The sequence below is a fragment of the Thermoanaerobacterium sp. R66 genome, assembly GCF_028895185.1.
Taxonomy (GTDB): domain Bacteria; phylum Bacillota; class Thermoanaerobacteria; order Thermoanaerobacterales; family Thermoanaerobacteraceae; genus Thermoanaerobacterium.
The window spans coordinates 26,801-46,780 of record NZ_JAEUWW010000002.1 but is presented as its reverse complement, the minus strand read 5'-3'; the positions used below and the strand labels follow the sequence as shown (position 1 = coordinate 46,780).

The following is a 19,980-nucleotide window of genomic DNA, read 5'->3' as shown; positions in this document are numbered from 1 at the left end:
ATTATTAAAGGACATGTGTAAGGGATTAGGGTATAATAATATTAAAGTATTGTGATTAAGGTGATGAAATGGTTATAAAGATTAAGGAAGAATTCGCAAAAAAGATGAAGCTCCTTTTAAAGGATGATTTTGAGAAGTTTATGAAGGAATATGAAAACGAGCCATATAAAGCACTTAGAGTCAATACGTTAAAGATTTCAGTTGAAGAGTTCTTAAAAATATCGCCATTTAATTTATCTCCAGTGCCATGGTGTGATTCTGGTTTTTACTATTCTAACGATGATAAGCCAGGAAAGCACTATTACCATGATGTTGGTTTGTATTATATTCAAGAACCAAGTGCTATGGCGGTAGTAGAAGCCTTGAATCCTGTGCCAGGTGATATGGTATTAGATTTAAGCGCGGCCCCAGGCGGTAAGTCTACACACATAGCTTCAAAGCTCAATGGGGAAGGCTTATTAGTATCTAATGAGATAAATTCCAAAAGAGTAAAAGTTCTTGCAGAAAATATCGAGAGAATGGGTATAAGAAATGTCGTAATTTTAAATGAATCACCTGAAAGATTAGAAAATAAATTTTCAGGATTTTTTGATAAAATACTCGTTGATGCTCCGTGTTCAGGTGAAGGTATGTTCAGAAAAGATGAAACAGCTATAGACGAATGGTCTTTGGAAAATGTATTAAGCTGCTCACTTAGACAGAAGAAGATATTAGATAGTGCAGCAAACATGCTAAAGTCAGACGGAATTATTGTATATTCAACATGCACATTTTCGCCGGAAGAAAACGAAGGTGTAATCGACCATTTTCTAAAAAATCACTGTGATTTCGAATTAATAGAAATTTATAACTATGAGGGATTTGATAATGGTCATCCTGAATGGGTCAATGGATGCAGCGATTTAAAAAAATGTGTCCGCCTTTGGCCACATTCAATTAAAGGGGAAGGACATTTTATAGCTAAATTGAGAAAGAAAGGGAGTTTTAACGATGGTAACAAAGCAAGTAAGAAGCTTAACATAAAAAAAATTGCAGCAAAAGATCTTTTTTATGATTTTTCAAAAAAGTACCTTAAAGCAAGATTAGATGATTTAAACTTACACCAAATTGGTCAGCATGTGTATCATGTTCCTTATGAAATGAACTTATCAGGCTTGAAGGTTTATAAACCAGGATTTGATTTGGGACAATTTAAAAAGGAAAGATTCGAACCGTCCCATTGGTTGGCTATGTCATTAAAAAAAGACGATGTAAATATGATTTATAATTTAAAAGATGAAGAAATAGAGAGGTACATTCACGGTGAAACATTAAATGATGATGTTGACGATGGATGGGTACTTTTGACGGTAAATGGTTATTCTATAGGTTGGGGAAAAGCTGTAAAAGGAGTTATAAAGAATTTTTATCCTAAATCTTTAAGAAAATAAAAAAATTTTATTTTTGTATAAGGTGATGCATATAACTTTGCATCATCTTTTTTTGTGTAATATTATTGCCTATGATTTTGAGTTTTTTATTTCTGATGAGAAAAAATAATGTGAAATTGGGAATAATAATTTTGTAAGTATTTTGGGATAAAGGAGATGTGTTTTTCTTGGAGTTGACTACTTTTTTACACATGCTAATTGGAGCTTTGTTTACGCTTTTTTTACTTATGATTTATGATAAATTGAAAAGTAAAAGTAATCATTATGATGAAGAAGTAAATTTACACGATATTTTATTAAATCAGGATGAGCTTAAAAAACACGCCCAAGAATTAGCACAAAACCACTACATAATGAGAGATACTAAGTTAAATTACATGCTTATACCTCGCATGAATAAAAGTTATAATTACATAAAATCCGTATACAAAAATATCAACATGGCAGAAAGGACGCAGTCTATATCGCAAGATGCCGAATGGCTTTTAGACAATTTTTACATAATCGAAGAACAAGTTAAAGAAATAAGAAAGAGCCTATCAAAAGGCTATTATTCAGGGCTTCCTGGACTTAAGAATAGCATATTGAAGGGTTATCCGAGAGTGTACGCTATTGCCATGGAATTAGTGTCCCATACAGACGGGAAAATTGATGAAGACACAATTATAGATTTTATCACTGCTTATCAATCCAAGTCCCTATTGTCAAGCGGTGAATTATGGGCTCTTGGACTTATGATAAAAATTGCTTTAATAGAAAACATAAAAAAGAGCTCTGAGAAAATAACCATAACTCAGAAACAGTGGAGCAAAGCAGATGAAGTAGCAAATATAATATTTTCAAATAAAAATATGGCATTTGACGATATTAAAAAGTTAATACATGATAAAGTCATGACTATTGGGAAGATTCCTACGTCTTTTTTTGAAAGATTGCTTCAAAGGATTAGGATGGAAGGCGATGATTCAACGGTAATTGTCCAGTACATCGATAGGATTCTTCAAGAATATGATACAAATATTACAGACATTGTTGAATTAGATCATCAGATATTAGCCGCAAGACAAGTTTCAATTGGCAATGCAATAACAAGCCTTAAATACGTATCGACTTTGGATTGGTCTCAAATATTTGAGAAGCTTAGCAGTGTTGAACAGATTTTGCGGCAAGACCCTGATGGTACGTATGAAATGATGGATTTTGAATCAAGAGATTATTACAGACATCAGATTGAGGAAATAGCCAAAAGGTATAAAACATCTGAGACATTTGTAGCAAGGAAGGCTTTAGAGTGTGCGAAAGAAGTTCTAAATGACAATAGCAAGCCGGAGTATATAAATCATGTAGGATTTTATATAATTGGCAAAGGTAGAAGCATATTGGAAAGCAAGATAGGACATAAGAAAAATTTTGTGAAAGTAAGTCGTGTCGTAAAAAGCAATATGGCTATTCTTTATATAGCATCTATAGTTGCTTTGACACTTTTTGCGTCTGTTGCTTTATGGGCTTTGTTAATATTTAATGGTTTGGCAGCTATATATGCATTTATCTTGGCAGCTATTTCGATAATTCCTATAAGCGAGTTTGTGGTGCAGGCAGTAAACTGGGCGATAATACACATTAAAAGACCTACGATAATACCTAAAATTGAATTAAAAAGTGGAATACCTAAAGAAGCCGCTACAATGGTTATAGTTCCTGTACTTTTGACAAGTGTAAAAAGAGTTAAAGAGCTTTTAGCACAATTAGAAGTAACATATATCTCAAATAAGGAGGACAACCTTTATTTTGCTATCGTAGGCGATTTTAAAGACACAAACAAGGAGAAAATGGAGGATGACGAAGAAATAGTAAATACTGCTCTTGGTGGAATAAGAGAGCTTAATGAAAAATACGGTGGAGGAAAAGACATATTTTTCTATTTTCACAGAAAACGTGTATATTGTCAGACACAAAATGCTTACATGGGCTGGGAGAGAAAAAGAGGTGCTATAGTAGAGTTTAACGAACTATTAATGGGTTCAAAAGATACCAGCTTCTACATAAAAAGCGCCAATATCGATGACCTGCCAATGATAAAATACGTCATAACACTTGATGCGGATACAAATTTGATCATGGATACAGCAAAACGGCTTATTGGTACAATGATGCATCCGCTAAACAAGGCAGTTGTTGATAATGAGAAAAATGTAGTTGTTGAAGGATATGGGCTTTTGCAGCCAAGGGTAGGAGTGGATATTTTGTCTTCGTCAGCCACTGTATTTTCTTCTGTTTTTGCTGGCAATGGCGGCATTGACCCATATACAACTGCTGTATCTGATGTTTACCAAGATCTATTTGGAGAAGGTATTTTCACTGGGAAAGGTATTTACGATGTGGAAGTATTTAGAACTATACTTAAAGATTTAATACCTGATAATTCTGTATTAAGCCATGACCTTTTAGAAGGTTCTTTCGTCAGGGCAGGACTTGTGACTGATATACTGCTTATTGACGGGTTTCCGTCTAAATACAACTCATATATGATGAGGATGCACAGATGGGTGAGAGGTGATTGGCAGCTTTTGCCGTATCTTTCAAGAAGAATTAAGACGAGACAAGGCAACTATATGGAAAATCCTCTTTCGATTATTTCAAAATGGAAGATAATAGATAACTTAAGGAGAAGCCTTGTTGCACCATTTGCTTTGGTTTTGCTTCTTTTAAGCAATCTTATGCCTTATAAAAGCTTTATCATGTATGGGGTGGTGATATTAGCTTTATTTGAACCGTTTATAGCGGCAGCAATTGATGCAGTGCTGGAAAAATCAAGAGATATGAATAGTCGCAGCAGTTTACTTGCAAATAGCTTAAAAAATACTTTTTATGCAAGCTTATTGCAGCTTGTATTTCTGCCTTATCAAGGCTATTTAATGATAGATGCGGTAGTTAGAACTATCTACAGAGTTTATGTGTCAAGAAAAAATCTGTTAGAATGGGTTACCGCTGCTGATATGGAAAGACAACTTAAAAATGATTTTATCAGTTTCTTGAAAAGAATGTGGGTATCCATTCCCATTGGGGCTATTTTAATCTTGATGAGCATGTACTTTAAACATGATATGCTGCCATACTCCATTTTAATTTCTTTGATATGGTTTGCGTCACCGTACATTGCGTATCGGATAAGCAGTCCTATTGTTGAACACGAGTTTGTGATGGAAGAAAGTGACATTAAAGAGCTGAGAAAACTGTCCAGGAAAATTTGGAGGTATTTTGAGGATTTTGTTACGGAAAATGACAATTATCTGCCTCCTGATAATTTTCAGTTAGATCCGTATGCGGGTATTGCCAGAAGGACTTCGCCTACCAACATAGGTTTATATTTGACTTCTACAATATCGGCGAGAGACTTTGGATATATCACTACCTCAGAAATGGTTGATAGAATAGATAAAACGGTCAGCACTATTGAAAAGATGGAGAAATGGCATGGACATCTTTACAACTGGTACAAGACAGACGACTTAGAGCCATTGAAGCCATACTATATTTCTACGGTAGATAGTGGAAACCTTGTTGGGTACATGATAGCGCTTAAAGAAGGCCTTAAAAAAGTTCCAGACACACCACTAACTGAGAAATTGCCAGCAGGTTTATCAGACTTAATTGAGATCGTGAATGATGAATTAAAAAGTAAAAAGATAAAATATGAGATGCTTGAAGGAGATTACACCATTGAAGACTGGCATAGAAGCTTGAAACAACTTAAAGACAGCTTAAGCAGTATTAAATATAGTGATGATGATGGATGGTATATGAAAATTGTCGATACAATTGATTCTGATATAAAAGAATTGGAGGATCTTGTGCCAATTTATGATTATGACGAATATGAACAAATGCTTAAGTCAAACAAAGATATTACGCTAAATAATTTGAAGGCAATGTATGAAAAAATTTTAGAAATGCCGTCATCTGATAAAGAAAAGTTTATAAAGCCTTACGAAAATGTGAAGCATTTAATAGAAAAAGTAGAAGATTTGATAATTAGATTAAATATTCTTATAGAGAAAACAGAGTTTAGGCCATTGTTTGATGAGAAAAGGCAGCTTTTTTCAATAGGTTACAATATAGAAGATGAAAAATTGACTAAATCGTATTACGATTTATTTGCCTCTGAAGCAAGACAAGCCAGTTTTATAGCTATAGCAAAGAAGGAAGTAGACGCAAAACATTGGTTTAGAATGGGGAGAATGGTGACAGGAGAAAATGCTCACAGAGGGTTAATTTCGTGGTCTGGTACAATGTTTGAATATTTTATGCCGCTTTTGATAATGAAAAATTTTAAAAATACTATTTTGGATCAGACGTACAAATTTGTCGTAATGATGCAAAAAAAGTATGCAAAAAAATACAGGATTCCATGGGGAATATCGGAGTCAGGCTTTTACTCGTTTGACATTAAGCTTAATTACCAGTACAAAGCTTTTGGTGTTCCTTGGCTGGGGCTTAAGAGGGGACTATCTCGAGATGTTGTCATAGCGCCTTATGGTGCTATTCTATCACTTAGGGTAGATCCGAAATCTGTTGTTGAAAATATTAAAAGATTGAAAGACCTTGGAGTTGAGGGTAAGTATGGGCTTTATGAGGCTGTTGACTTTACGCCAGAAAGAATTCCTTATGGGAAAAAGTATGCTATAGTGAAAAGCTTCATGTCCCACCATTTAGGCATGAGCATGCTTGCGCTAAACAATTTTATAAATAAAAACGTGATGCAGGAAAGATTTCACTCAGATCCGTATATAAAATCTGTGGAAATATTGTTGCAAGAGAGAGTACCAGGGGGCCCAATGATTCTTAGAGAAGAAGTAGAGGCGCAAAAGGAATTTGAAGAGCAGAAAAAAGAAGAAGTAAAGGACGTTAGGATCGTAGAAGAGATAGATGACATCTTTCCTCAGGTGCATATTTTATCAAATGGAGATTATTCTGTCGTTTTGACGGATAGAGGAACGGGTTACAGCAAGAAGGAAGGAATAAACGTAACCAGGTGGAAAAACGCTTTAGATGAAATTCATGGGACATTTATATTCATCCAGAATGTAAACTCAAATACCACTTGGTCTACAACTTATGCTCCATTTTTTACAAAAGATGAAAAATATAAGGTCGTATTTAAGCAGGATATGGCTAAATTCATTAAAAAAGTCGGGAATATAGATACAGAAACGGAAGTCATTGTATCACCGGAAGACGATGTTGAAATAAGGCGTGTGACGTTAAAAAATCACAGCGATCATGATAGAGTGCTGGAAGTTACAAGCTATTTCGAACCGGTCTTAAGCGACATCAATGCAGACATTGCGCACCCTGCTTTTAACAAGTTGTTTATAAAAACAGAGATCTTGTTTGACAGCGACATGATAGTTGCAAACAGAAGACCCAGAGATTTAAAAAAGTCGTATTTGTGGGTTGCTCATGCTGTATACGTGGATGGTGGCGAGACGATAGGCGATACTCAGTTTGAGACAGACAGGGCTAAATTCATTGGCAGAGGACGGACATTAAGGAATCCTGCTGCCTTAGAGGCAGATAAACCATTGTCAAATTCAGATGGCTCTGTTTTGGATCCTGTCATGTCATTGAGGAAAAGGATTAAGTTAGAACCAAATGAAACGGTGAAAGTTGTATACATTACTGCTGTAGCAGAATCAAAAGCAGAAGCAGTCAAATTGGCTAATAAGTACAAAAATGCCAGTGCGACGGAAAGAGCCTTTGAAATGTCAATATCCAGAGGCAAAGTCGAATTAGACTACCTAAACCTTAAATCAGATGAATTAGGGCTTTTCCAAAGTATGCTTCCACATATAGTATTTTCAAGCCCCGTCAGGATAGCAAAAAGAGATACTATATTGAAAAACCAAAAAGGTCAATCTGGGCTGTGGGCATATGGAATATCAGGGGATATACCGATAGTGCTTTTGGAGATACGCAAAAAAGAGGAATTGCCTGTATTAAAAAAGCTTCTTAAGGCCCATGAATATTGGAGAATGAAAGGGCTATACGTAGATTTAGTGATTTTAAACAATGACAAAGGCGGATATATTGATTCATTGGGCGATAGAATCAAAGACGTGATAAATGGAAGTTTTGCATATAACATAATGGGGCAGTTTGGTGGAGTGTTTCTGATAAATAGAAGTAGTTTAAAAGAGGAAGATTACATTTTGCTAAATACAGTAGCAAAATTATCTCTTACTGCTGATATGTCTATTGAAAAACAAATTGAATATAATGAAGCAAAAAATAATCAAAAAGCTAAATTGCTTAATATAGATGAAAGCAACATAAGAAAGGCGTATCCAGTTCCACTTAGAGAGAATTTGCAATTGCATTACAGCAATGGATATGGTGGATTTTCTTTAGATGGACATAAATACATTATAAATTTAGATGACGACAAGGTAACGCCTATGCCTTGGATAAATGTTGTATCAAACTATAAATTTGGATTTCAAGTTTCAGAATCAGGAAGCGGTTTTACATGGGCAGAAAACAGCAGAGAATATAAAATTACTCCATGGTCAAACGATCCTGTTCTGGATGAAGGTGGGGAGATTCTGTACTTAAGAGATGACTTTACAGGTGAATATTGGACGATAACGCCAAAGCCACTAAGGGATAAGGGACAATATGTGATTGAGCATGGATTCGGATATTCTTCATTTAAACATGGATGTTCAGGAATTAACCATGAGATGTTAGAGTTTGTGCCTATGAACGATACCGTCAAAATATCGCTTGTAAAATTAAAAAACGTAAGTGGAGAGAAAAGAAGGTTGAGCTTGTATTATTTCATAAAACCTGTATTAGGCGTTTCAGAAAGCATAACATCCCCTTATGTGGTTACAGAGATGAATGAAGAAATCGATGGGCTCTTAATAAGAAATGTGTACAACGAAGATTTTAAGGACAGGATTTCCTTTATAAGCTCATCTGTCAAAGTTCAGTCATATACAGGAAACTTGTCGGAATTTCTGGGATCTGATTTTGACACTAAACGACCTGAAGCATTAAAAATGGAAGCCCTATCGAATAATGTAGGAATTGGTTTAAGCCCATGTGCCGCGATTCAAGTTGTTGTCGAATTAGAAGAAAACGAAGAAAAAGAGCTGTCATTTTTGTTGGGAACAGGAATCTCTTTAGATGATGTCAGACGGATTGTAAGTTATTACAAGAATGTCAATAATGTAAAAGAAGCATTGAATTACGTCAATACGTTCTGGAACAACTTTGTCGGCACAATAAACGTAGCAACACCTGACAAATCTTTCGATTTGCTTTTAAATGGCTGGCTATTGTATCAGACTATATCGTGTAGAATTTGGGCCAGGTCTGCATTTTATCAGTCGGGTGGCGCATACGGATTTAGAGATCAACTACAGGATACTATGAATGTTGTGTACGTTGCACCAGAGCTTACGAGAGCGCAAATATTAAACGCTTGTGCACATCAGTTTAAAGAAGGTGACGTACTCCATTGGTGGCATCCTGGCACTGACAAAGGAATACGCACGAAATACTCAGATGACCTTTTATGGCTGCCATACGCTGTAGCGGATTACATTGATGTAACAGGTGATACAGAAATATTAGATATACAAATTCCGTTTTTAGACGAAGAACCTTTAAAAGACGATGAAGATGAAAGGTATGGCAAACCCAAAGTATCAGATGAAACAGCCACAGTTTATGAACACTGCATAAGGGCCATAGAGCATTCACTGAAATTTGGGCAGCATGGAATACCGCTGATGGGATCTGGAGACTGGAACGATGGTATGAATATGGTAGGCAACAAAGGAAAAGGTGAAAGCGTGTGGCTTGGTTGGTTTATGCATGTAACACTAAAGAAATTTTCTAAGATATGCATTGAGAAAAATGACCATGAAAGGTATGAAAAATATGAAGGAGTTGCCAATGACATAATAAAATCAATTGAAGAATATGGCTGGGATGGAAGCTGGTATAGGAGGGCGTACTTCGATAATGGAATTCCGCTTGGTTCAAGTCAGAATAATGAGTGCAAAATAGATTCTATAGCGCAATCATGGGCTGCAATTTCAGGAGCAGCCAAATGGGATAGAGTGAAAGAAGCACTTGATGCACTTGAAAATTACTTGATTGACTACGACAATGCCATAATTAAGCTTCTGTCGCCGCCATTCGATAAAGGAGATTTGAATCCTGGCTATATAAAAGGGTATGTGCCTGGTGTAAGGGAAAATGGCGGTCAGTACACCCACGCTGCAATATGGGCTATAATGGCCTATGCAATGATTGGCGATGGTGACAAGGCTTATAGGCTTTACTCTATGATAAATCCTATAAACCATTCAAGGACGCCTATAGAAAACTCCAGGTACAAAGTAGAGCCTTATGTTATGGCAGCCGATGTATATGCCGTAGAGCCAAACACAGGCAGGGGAGGTTGGACGTGGTATACAGGTTCCTCCGGATGGATGTACAGAGTTGGCATTCAGCATATTTTAGGGTTTGAGAAAGAAGGTGACACGATTGTCATCAATCCATGTATTCCAAAAGATTGGGCAAAGTATAAAATAGAGTACACGTACAAGAACGGCACGAAGTATGTAATCGAGGTAGAAAATCCTGAAATGGTAAACAGAGGTGTCCGTGAAATTTCTGTAGATGGGAATACAATTGATGACAATAGAATCACTTTAAAAGATGACGGGCAGGTACATCGTGTTTTCGTGGTTATGGGTTCGAAAGTGCCTGTAAAAGCATAAAAATCAGCAGATGAAACATATCTGCTGATTTTTCGTTGATTTAATAAAGGCGATTGACTTTTTGTGACACTTGTTATATTATATATATAACAGATATTACAGTGGAGGTGAAGGTAAACATTGCTGTTAAAGATAGAATTTGAGTCAGATGTTCCCATATACACGCAAATAAAAAATCAAATAATAGAAGGAATAGCTTTAGGATTGCTTAAAGAGGGGGATGAGATGCCATCAATACGGCAATTGGCAAGTGACTTTGGCATAAATCTTCATACGGTGAAAAAGGCTTACGATCTTTTGAAAGACGAAGGATTTCTAAACGTTCATAGAAGGAAAGGCTATGTCGTAACTAAAAATGCTTTTGCCGATGATAATTTTATAGAGAAATTGGAGAAAGATCTTCAGCCAATATTGGCAAATGCGTATTCCAGAGGGATGATGCAAGATGAAATATTGAAGATATGTGAAAATATACTGCATAAATTTAAAAACAAAGAATAGGAGGTCTTTTAAGTGAAGGGATTGTATTTTATCAATCTTTTGATGCCATATTTCATATTAATCATAATAGGTGTTATTACGCCATTCATTACACGCAAGACTATTGTATTTGGTGTCCATGTTCCTAAAGATTTTTTAAATGATAAAGAACTTCAGAGGATTAAAACTTCTTATATAATAAATTTTTTGACTATAAGCTTAGTTTTTTTGATTCTTGTCGTCATCAGAATGAAAAATATAAGTTTTGCCGTTGGTGGCGTTTTTGTTGAGGTAATCATAATGCTTGCAATGTATATGAAAGCTCACCATGAAGTGGCTGCATTGAAATCAAGAAAAGAGTGGAGCAAAGGGAAAAAAGAAGTAGCAGTTGTAGACATAGACTTCAGAAAGGAAAAGATAGTTGTATCGTCTTTATGGTTTTTATTGCCTGCGGCAATAGTAATTTTGACATTAGTTGTAGGCATTTATATGTATCCAAAGATACCGCAAAGAATACCTATGCATTTCAATTTTCGAGGTGAGGCTGATTCATTCGCAGACAAGTCAATTTTGTCAGTATTTTCAGTATGCATAGTACAGACAGTTATGACAGCTTTGATGTTTTTTGCATACAAGATGATTGAATTAGCTAAACAGCAGATAGATCCTTCAGATCCAGAGATTTCGAAGGAAAAAAACTTAAGGTTTAGGAGAATATGGTCAGGCTTTATCGTGCTTACATCTATCTTAATTAACGCTATGTTGATGGTAACGGCATTTATTATGTACGGAGTAGGTAAGGGTTGGCAAAATATTATGGCTGTGTTTTCACTGGTACTGTCATTGATCATATTGATTATTGTGATAGCCTTATCTATAAAGACGGGTCAGGGAGGTGAAAGGATAAAAATAGGCAAAGAAAATGATAAGCTGACATCAGTTGACAGAGATGATGATAAATATTGGAAGGGAGGACTCATTTACTACAATCCTGATGATCCAGCGTTGTTTGTAGAAAAACGATTTGGCGTAGGCTGGACTTTCAATTTTGCAAGGCCGACAGCGTGGCTATTTGTATTGGCAGTTATATTGATAATTTCAGTGATAGCATTAATAAAATGATTAGAAAGGATGAAAAAGTATGGTCAATGATATAAAGATTTACTTTATCATTATTTCAGTGGCAATATCCATTTTGACGCCTGTAATTTTAATCATTTACTGCTATAAAAGGTTTAGGATTTCATTTAAAGTTCTTGCAACAGGTGTATTGATTTTCGTTGTTTTCGCTTTAATTTTAGAGTCATTGCTTCACCAATTTGTATTTAAATACACTGATATTTTAAAATACCCATATGTTTATGCAATATACGGTGCGTGTGCTGCGGCTGTGTTTGAGGAATTTGGAAGACTTATAGGTTTTAAAATACTACTAAAAAAATATCGCGAATGGAAAGATGGCTTAAGTTATGGATTAGGACACGGTGGTGCAGAAGCAGTCATTATTGGCGGCATTAGTAACATAAATAATTTGGTGTATTCATACATGATAAAATCAGGCTCATTAGATGCTTTAAAGGCAAAACTGCCTGCTGCAGCAGTCCAACAAATAAAAAGCTCTATTATCAATACACCGTCATATATGTTTTTGTTAAGCGGTTTTGAAAGGTTGTTTGCTTTTACAATACAAATAGCGCTTTCGATATTAGTATTTTATAGCATAAAGAATGGTAAAATTAGGTATTTTGTTTATGCGCTGCTACTTCATTTTACAACAGATATATTTGCTGCATTATATCAAGCTAAAGTTATAAAGAGCATTTTTGTCGTGGAAGCAATTGTCTTTGTAATAGCTCTATTTTCGTTAATATTTGTTCTTAATTCTAAAAAGATTAGTGGAGAAGCATCATAAAAAGTTATGATTTACAATTTGTTCCATATGAAACAATTAAAAATTAATGTAAAATTTATATTTTAGCGCTTGAAATTGAAAATTAATTGGGTAATATTAGAATTGAAGATGATTTTTAGAAAGGAGATGCAATAGTATGGATGCATCGGTAATCTCAATTTTAAGCACTGTCTTTATTGGTGTTTTTGCTATTGAAGGTATTTGGTGGATTGTATGGATGGCAATAGCAGCATCAAGAAAGATCATGGCAAATTTCTACTTCATGCTGGTGACGTTTGTAATTTGGTGTGGCCTGGATATATATGCGGTAATAAATATGAACGTCAATTTTGCAGTGATTGGCATTGTATTAGTCATCATACCGTTTATAATACTGCCTGGCATGGTGAAAATAATTACGGAGTACCAAAGGGGAGTCCTGTTTCGATTTGGAAAATTGTCTGGACTCTTAGGACCTGGATTTAATGTTATATTTCCATTTGGGATAGATAGAGTAATAAAAGTAGATTTAAGGACTTTTACAATCGATGTTGCAAAGCAGGAAGTCATTACAAAAGACAATGTTCCTGTAAATGTTGATGCTGTTGTTTACTTTAATGTGTTTGATCCTATATTAGCTATCACGAAAGTTGCAAATTACACTCAAAGCACCACACTCCTTGGGCAAACAATATTGCGCTCAATACTTGGTCAGCATGAACTTGATGAAATGCTGGCAAAGAGAGCAGAGCTTAACGAAAAGCTTAGAGAATTGTTGGATGAAGCTACGGATCCTTGGGGAATCAAGGTTACGGCAGTTGAAATAAAGAGCATTGAACTTCCTGACACGATGAAAAGAGCTATGGCAAAACAGGCGGAGGCAGAAAGGGAGAGACGGGCGAAAGTCATTTTTGCGGATGGCGAGTTTCAAGCATCTCAAAAACTTAAAGAAGCTGCCGCCGTCATATCCACAGAACCTGCGGCATTGCAGTTGAGATACCTTCAGACACTTCCTGAAATAGCTGCTGAAAAAAATTCTACTATATTGTTCCCTATACCAATAGAGCTTTTTAACGTTTTTACGAAACTTGTTGAGGATAAGAAAGAAAAGCAATAAATATGATGATAAAGTGGAATCTCGAGAGAGGTTCTGCTTTGTTTATTTATTAAAGCATATAATATTATTGGAACTAATTTAGTGAAATGAAGGGATGTTATGGTCATTAACGTTATGACATACAATATTCATGGTGGAAAGGATATAGAAGGAAATTTGACATTGTACGGGATTTCTAATTTGATAAAAGAAGCAGGTGCTGACATTATCGGTTTGCAGGAGATTGATGTGTTTTTAAAGCGTTCATATTTTTTAAATGAGATTAAGTACCTGGCAAGCAGGCTTAAGATGCATTATGCTTTTGGGCCGAATTTAAGAATGGGGTTTGGATCGTTTGGCAATGGAATACTTTCCAGGTACCCTATTGTAAAGAAAAAGAATTATCACATCCACTCAGTAGGTGAAAGAAGGGGTTTATTGACAGCGCTGATACAGCTAAACGAAAACAAAAAAATATGGTTTTTGACTACTCATTTAGGACTTAATCGTAAAGAGAGGCTGAAGCAATCACAGGAAATATTGAAGATCGTTTCGAACTTGGAATATCCGGTGATTATGACTGGGGATTTTAATGAGACACCTGAAGAAGAAGCTTATTCCACCATAAGCAGAGTGCTTAAAGATGCTGCAAATGCTCAAAATTCCGTTTTTCACACTTATGTAGATGGTTGTGAAAATGTCAGAATAGACTATATAATGCATTCGAAAGGTGTGTGGGCTGAATCGATAAAGGCCATTGACTCTACTTTATCAGATCATTTGCCGGTAGTAGCTTCTTTAAGGTGTGATTTTTAAAAATGTACTTGACACATAGACAAAAATAAATTATTATTTAAATAACAAGTTATTACTTTATCACTTTACAAAGATAAAGTAAAGTAATAGAAGAGGTGCTTTGATGAAGAATCTACCTGATGGAGTACAGGATTTTTTGCCTGATGAGTTGAGGTTCAAGCGAAACATAGAAAATATATTGAGGAATACATTTGAATTATCGGGATATGAAGAGATAATGCCGCCTACATTTGAGTATCTTGACAACTTTGCTACGACTTCAGGAATTTTTTTCGACGAAAACAATATTTACAGGTTTTTTGATAAAAGAGGAGATCTACTGGCATTAAGGCCTGATGTTACGACACAAGTGGCGAGAATAGCATCTACAAAATACCATGAATATCCGCTTAAATTTTCTTACATCGCTAATGTTTTTAGATATGATAATCCACAAGTAGGTAAAATGAGGGAATTTACACAGGCAGGAATAGAGCTTATAGGTAAAAATCATGAGTATTCTGACGCAGAGTGCATATCTGTTGCGATTGAGGCTCTTAAAAATATTGGGATAAAAGATTTTAAAGTAGATATTGGTCAAGCAGAATTTTTTAAGTCGATACTTTTTGAGTTGAAGCTAACTAAGGAAGAAGAAGACATTCTAAAAGGACTTCTTAAAGACAAGAATCAGTCAGAGATCGAATATTTTTTAAAATACAACAACATTACAGGGCGTAACTATGAATTGGTAGCTAATTTGCCACTTTTCTTTGGTGGTATAGATGTTATAGAAGATGCTAAAGGCGTATATGAATTTGAAAGCGCCATGAAAGCTCTAAACTATCTTGAGAGAGTTTACGACATTTTAAAAGATTTTGGCATGGATAGCTATATTACGTTTGATTTAGGCATGGTTCAAAGTATCGATTATTACACAGGACTAATATTTAGAGTGTTTGTAAAAGACCTTGGTTATGCAATTTGTGCAGGTGGCAGGTATGACAACTTGTTGAAAAATTACGGTAAAGACTTACCAGCTACTGGTTTTGCCATAAGCGTTGAAAGAGCCATGTTAGCGGTTCAAAGCCAAAGCGGCATAACCACTAAAAAGCCTAAGAGGGTGGCAGTGGTTTTTGATGAAAGAAACAGAAAAGTTGCATACGACATTGCGGTGAGATTGAGAAGGCAAGGGAATATAGCTGAACTTGTAAATATGGATAACAGTGAATATGCGAATAGGAAGAAGTTTGATGAGATTATCAAGGCAGGTGTGTAAGATGGATAGCATAACAGTAGCGCTGCCTAAAGGGAGATTGGCAGAAAAGTCTTTTGAAGTATTTGCATCATGTGGCATAACTACAAACATTCAAAATGAGATGTCGAGAAAACTATTTATATACGATCATGAAAATAATCTCAATTTTATACTTGTAAAGCCATCTGATGTGCCTACTTATGTAGAGCATGGTGCTGCAGATTTGGGTGTTTGCGGAAAAGATGTGCTTTTGGAATTGAAAAGAGACTGTTACGAGGTTCTTGATTTAGGATTTGGCAGATGTAAAATGGTCGTTGCAGGCCCTTTGAATAAGAAAGATAATTTTTTAAGCAATAAGAGGGTTGCGACGAAATTCCCAGCTATAGCTGAAGAATTTTACAAAAAAAAAGGAGAAAATGTGGAAATCATAAAATTAAATGGTTCTGTAGAATTGGCGCCATTAGTAGGACTGTCTGAAGTCATAGTGGATATTGTAGAGACTGGTACAACCCTTAAAGAAAATGGCCTTACAGTGTATGAAGAGATATTTTCTTCCAGTGCGAGGCTTATCGTAAATAAAGCCAGCATGAAGACAAAAAGTGATAGGGTAAAGGAAATAATATACAAATTAAAAAGCGCCATATAAATATATGTTTAGGTTTAGTATTGATTTGAAGGAGCTGGTGATAGTGATAGAAATTTACGATTTTAGAAGCTCAATTGATTACAGAGTCATAGAAAAGTTGACTAATAGATCAAAATTAGAAGATAAAAGTATGGAGGACATAGTCTATGAAATAATTCAAAATGTAAAGATGAAGACAGATAAAGCTTTGTTTGACTACACACTGAAATACGATGGCGTTGAAATAGATGAGAGCACAATAATGGTATCACAAGAAGAAATAGATGATGCATACAGCAAAGTAGATGGCGATTTTTTATCGTCTTTGAGGAAAGCCATAAAAAATATTGAAGATTATCACCAAAATCAAAAGCAAAAGACGTGGATGGATTTTAAAGATGGTGTAGTGTATGGACAGAAGATCAGACCTTTAGAAAGGGTAGGTATTTACGTACCTGGTGGAACTGCTTCTTATCCATCATCTGTCATTATGAACAGCATTCCAGCAAAAGTTGCTGGAGTTGAGGAGATTATCATGGTTACACCCATAAAGGTGGGGATAAGTCCGTTTGTGTTGGTTGCTGCTAATGAAGTAGGAATTAAAAAAATATATAAAATAGGTGGAGCTCAGGCAATTGCGGCATTGGCCTTTGGAACAGAATCTGTGCCAAGGGTGGATAAAATAGTCGGACCAGGAAATATATTTGTTGCAATGGCTAAAAAAGCTGTTTATGGATTTGTAGACATCGATATGGTGGCAGGACCAAGCGAAGTTTTAATAGTGGCTGATGAAAGTGGCAATCCCTCCTATCTTGCGGCAGATCTTTTGTCGCAAGCAGAGCACGATGTTATGGCATCTGCGGTTTTAATCACTACTTCGATTGAGGTTGCAGAGAGTGTAAAGATGGAGATAAAAAGGCAAATTCAGTATCTTGAAAGAAAGGAAATAATAGAAAAATCAATAAATGATTATGGAGCCATAATCGTCGTTGATGACTTAGATGTGGCTTTAAGCATAGCAAATGAAATAGCACCTGAGCACTTAGAACTTGTTTTAGAAAATTCATTTGAGATGATAGGAAAAGTAAAAAATGCAGGTGCGGTTTTCTTAGGAGAAAATTCGCCAGAGCCTTTAGGAGACTATATGGCAGGTCCTAACCATGTGCTTCCTACCAGTGGAACATCGAAGTTTTTTTCGCCGCTTTCCGTTGATGATTTCATTAAAAAGATGAGCATCCTCTACTATGACAGAAAATCGCTGATGAAAGTAGCAGATGACATAGTAAGGCTTGCAGAATCAGAAGGGCTTACTGCCCATGCTAATTCCATAAAAGTGAGGTACAGATAATGATATACGATTTGATTAGGGATGAGATAAAGGGTTTTAAGAATTATGATGTCCCCACAATAGAATGTATGTATAAAATGGACGCAAATGAGACCCCTTTTGGCCTTCCTGAAGCTACTATGAATAATCTTCAGGAAATAGTAAAAAGTGCGAATGTCAATAGGTATCCGGACCCTGTAAGCTTAAAATTGAGAGATAAATTAGCGGAATACTGTGGCACAACCAGAGAAAATATCTTTGTAGGGAATGGTTCTGATGAGATAATTCATATATTGATGAATGCTTTTGTCTCAAAGAATGATTGTGTCGTATACCCCGTACCGTCTTTCAGCATGTACAAAGTGTATTCTCAAATAGCTGGTGCAAAAAATGTAGAAGTGGCCTTGAAAGATGATTACAGTTACAATGTCGATGAAATCATAAATACAATAAACATATTTAATCCTAAAATGGTCATTTTATGCAATCCCAACAATCCAACAGGTACTACGTTGGATAGAGATGACATAGTAAAAATACTGAAGGTTAACGATGGAATTACGGTTGTTGATGAGGCTTACTATGAATTTTATGGAGATACAGTAGTTGATTTGATTGGAAAATTTGAAAGGCTTATTGTATTAAGGACCCTTTCAAAGGCGTATGGCCTTGCAGGATTGAGAGTTGGATATGCAGTATCAAACTCTGATGTGATTAGCTGCCTTAATATGGTTAAATCACCTTACAATGTAAACAGCATATCGCAAGCAATTGCATTAAGTGTTTTAGAAGAAGGACGAGTTGACGAAAAAGTTGATTACATCAAAAATGAAAGAAAATTTTTACAAGATGGATTAAAGGAAATAGGCAAATTAAAAGTGTATGATTCTAAGGCTAATTTTCTGCTGATAGAATTTGATGATGCCTACTATGTGTACAATAAACTATTAGAAAAGGGCGTACTTGTGAGAAATTTCTCAGGAGACAAAATCCTCTCTAATGCACTTCGCGTGACGATTGGAACGAGAGAGGCAAATAGTTATTTTTTAAAATGTCTTAAGGAGATATTAGTATGAGAGAAGCGGAAATTAGAAGAAAGACAAATGAGACAGATGTATATGTGAAGATAAACATTGATGGGAAAGGAAATTCGTCAATTGATACTGGAATAGGCTTTTTAGATCATATGTTAACTCTTTTTTCGAAACACGGTCTTTTTGACTTGCAAGTGGTTGCAAAAGGCGATTTGCACGTTGATACGCATCATACTGTTGAAGATGTAGGCATAACCTTGGGACAGGCTTTCTTAAAGGCTTTGGGCGACAAGATGTCGATTAAGCGTTACGGTGTTTCATATGTCCCAATGGACGAGGCACTTTTAAGAACGGTGATTGACATAAGCGGAAGGCCATATCTTTATTACAAATTGAGGCTTGGCTCAACATTGCTTGGGAACTTTGAAACGGAAACTGTAGAAGATTTTTTTAGAGCATTTGCGTTTAATTCTTTGATTACGCTTCATGTAGAAATGCTGCATGGTAGAAACACACATCACATAATAGAGGGTGCTTTTAAATCGTTAGGACGTGCATTAGATGAAGCGACAAAAATAGATGACAGAGTAGATGGAGTACCATCAACGAAAGGTTCATTATGATTAAGGCGGTGTTTAAATGATAGGCATTGTAGATTATGGAATGGGTAACTTAAGAAGCGTAGAAAAAGCATTCCAATATATTGGACATGACGCAAAAATCATCGATGATATAAAAGAAATTAAAGATGCTGCAGCGCTGGTATTGCCTGGAGTAGGAGCTTTTCCAGACGCTATGGAGATATTGAATAAAAGAGGAATTTCAAATGCCATCAAAGAAGAAGTGGAAAAGGGAAAGATGCTATTAGGTATATGCCTTGGCATGCAGCTTTTGTTTGATAGAAGCTTTGAGGTTAGGGAGACTGAAGGATTGCACATATTGAAAGGCGAAATATCTGAGATTAAGACAGATTTAAAAGTTCCACATATAGGCTGGAATTCTCTTATCATAAAAAAGGATAATCAACTTTTAAATGGGGTAAGGGATGGAGACAGCGTATATTTTGTCCATTCGTATTATCTTTCAAATGGAGATTTAGGTGATATATGCGCTACAGTTGATTATGGGATTTCAATACCTGCCGTTGTATGTAAAGACAATGTATTTTCTTGCCAATTTCATCCTGAAAAAAGCGGCGATGTTGGGCTTAAGATATTAAGGAATTTTGCAGAGATGATATGATTTTGGTTTT

At 35.6% G+C, this 19,980-nt stretch carries 13 protein-coding genes; all 13 read left to right on the top strand.

Annotation, left to right across the window (positions count from 1 at the left end):
* The first annotated feature begins 68 nt into the window (after positions 1-68).
* The 13 genes from JJQ93_RS12940 (at position 69) to hisH (ending at position 19,970) form a co-directional block, all read left to right on the top strand.
* Entirely contained in the window at positions 69-1,430 is a 1,362-nt protein-coding gene (locus tag JJQ93_RS12940) for an RsmF rRNA methyltransferase first C-terminal domain-containing protein (RefSeq protein WP_274894136.1), read from the top strand.
* Positions 1,431-1,657: 227 nt separating this feature from the next.
* On the top strand, positions 1,658-10,225 hold the full coding sequence (locus JJQ93_RS12935; protein ID WP_274894135.1) for a glycoside hydrolase family 94 protein: 8,568 nt from the start codon (positions 1,658-1,660) through the stop codon (positions 10,223-10,225).
* A gap of 120 nt (positions 10,226-10,345) precedes the next feature.
* Entirely contained in the window at positions 10,346-10,726 is a 381-nt protein-coding gene (locus tag JJQ93_RS12930; protein ID WP_274894134.1) for a GntR family transcriptional regulator, read from the top strand.
* Positions 10,727-10,738: 12 nt separating this feature from the next.
* Entirely contained in the window at positions 10,739-11,827 is a 1,089-nt protein-coding gene (locus tag JJQ93_RS12925) for a DUF1648 domain-containing protein (RefSeq protein WP_274894133.1), read from the top strand.
* Positions 11,828-11,846: 19 nt separating this feature from the next.
* Entirely contained in the window at positions 11,847-12,617 is a 771-nt protein-coding gene (locus JJQ93_RS12920) for a YhfC family intramembrane metalloprotease (protein WP_274894132.1), read from the top strand.
* Positions 12,618-12,753: 136 nt separating this feature from the next.
* Positions 12,754-13,713, top strand: a complete 960-nt coding sequence (locus JJQ93_RS12915) for a slipin family protein (RefSeq protein WP_274894131.1) — start codon at positions 12,754-12,756, stop codon at positions 13,711-13,713.
* A 114-nt stretch (positions 13,714-13,827) separates the two neighbouring features.
* Positions 13,828-14,508 carry an endonuclease/exonuclease/phosphatase family protein gene (locus JJQ93_RS12910; protein ID WP_274894130.1) on the top strand — a complete coding sequence of 227 codons (681 nt, stop codon included), beginning with the start codon at positions 13,828-13,830 and terminating at the stop codon, positions 14,506-14,508.
* A gap of 103 nt (positions 14,509-14,611) precedes the next feature.
* Positions 14,612-15,763: an ATP phosphoribosyltransferase regulatory subunit gene (gene hisZ, locus JJQ93_RS12905; RefSeq protein WP_085112366.1), complete on the top strand. Its 1,152-nt coding sequence runs from the start codon at positions 14,612-14,614 to the stop codon at positions 15,761-15,763.
* Between the two features lies 1 nt (position 15,764).
* Entirely contained in the window at positions 15,765-16,388 is a 624-nt protein-coding gene (hisG, locus tag JJQ93_RS12900; RefSeq protein WP_274894140.1) for an ATP phosphoribosyltransferase, read from the top strand.
* 43 nt (positions 16,389-16,431) lie between these two features.
* On the top strand, positions 16,432-17,715 hold the full coding sequence (gene hisD, locus JJQ93_RS12895; RefSeq protein WP_274894139.1) for a histidinol dehydrogenase: 1,284 nt from the start codon (positions 16,432-16,434) through the stop codon (positions 17,713-17,715).
* Positions 17,715-18,770, top strand: coding sequence for a histidinol-phosphate transaminase (hisC, locus tag JJQ93_RS12890; protein ID WP_274894128.1), 1,056 nt, complete (start codon positions 17,715-17,717; stop codon positions 18,768-18,770). The genes hisD and hisC overlap by 1 nt, the downstream gene beginning before the upstream one ends.
* Positions 18,767-19,351, top strand: coding sequence for an imidazoleglycerol-phosphate dehydratase HisB (hisB, locus tag JJQ93_RS12885; protein WP_274894127.1), 585 nt, complete (start codon positions 18,767-18,769; stop codon positions 19,349-19,351). The genes hisC and hisB overlap by 4 nt, the downstream gene beginning before the upstream one ends.
* A gap of 16 nt (positions 19,352-19,367) precedes the next feature.
* A complete protein-coding gene (hisH, locus tag JJQ93_RS12880) occupies positions 19,368-19,970 on the top strand; it encodes an imidazole glycerol phosphate synthase subunit HisH (RefSeq protein ID WP_274894126.1) in 603 nt (200 codons plus the stop codon).
* The last annotated feature ends 10 nt before the right edge of the window (positions 19,971-19,980 follow it).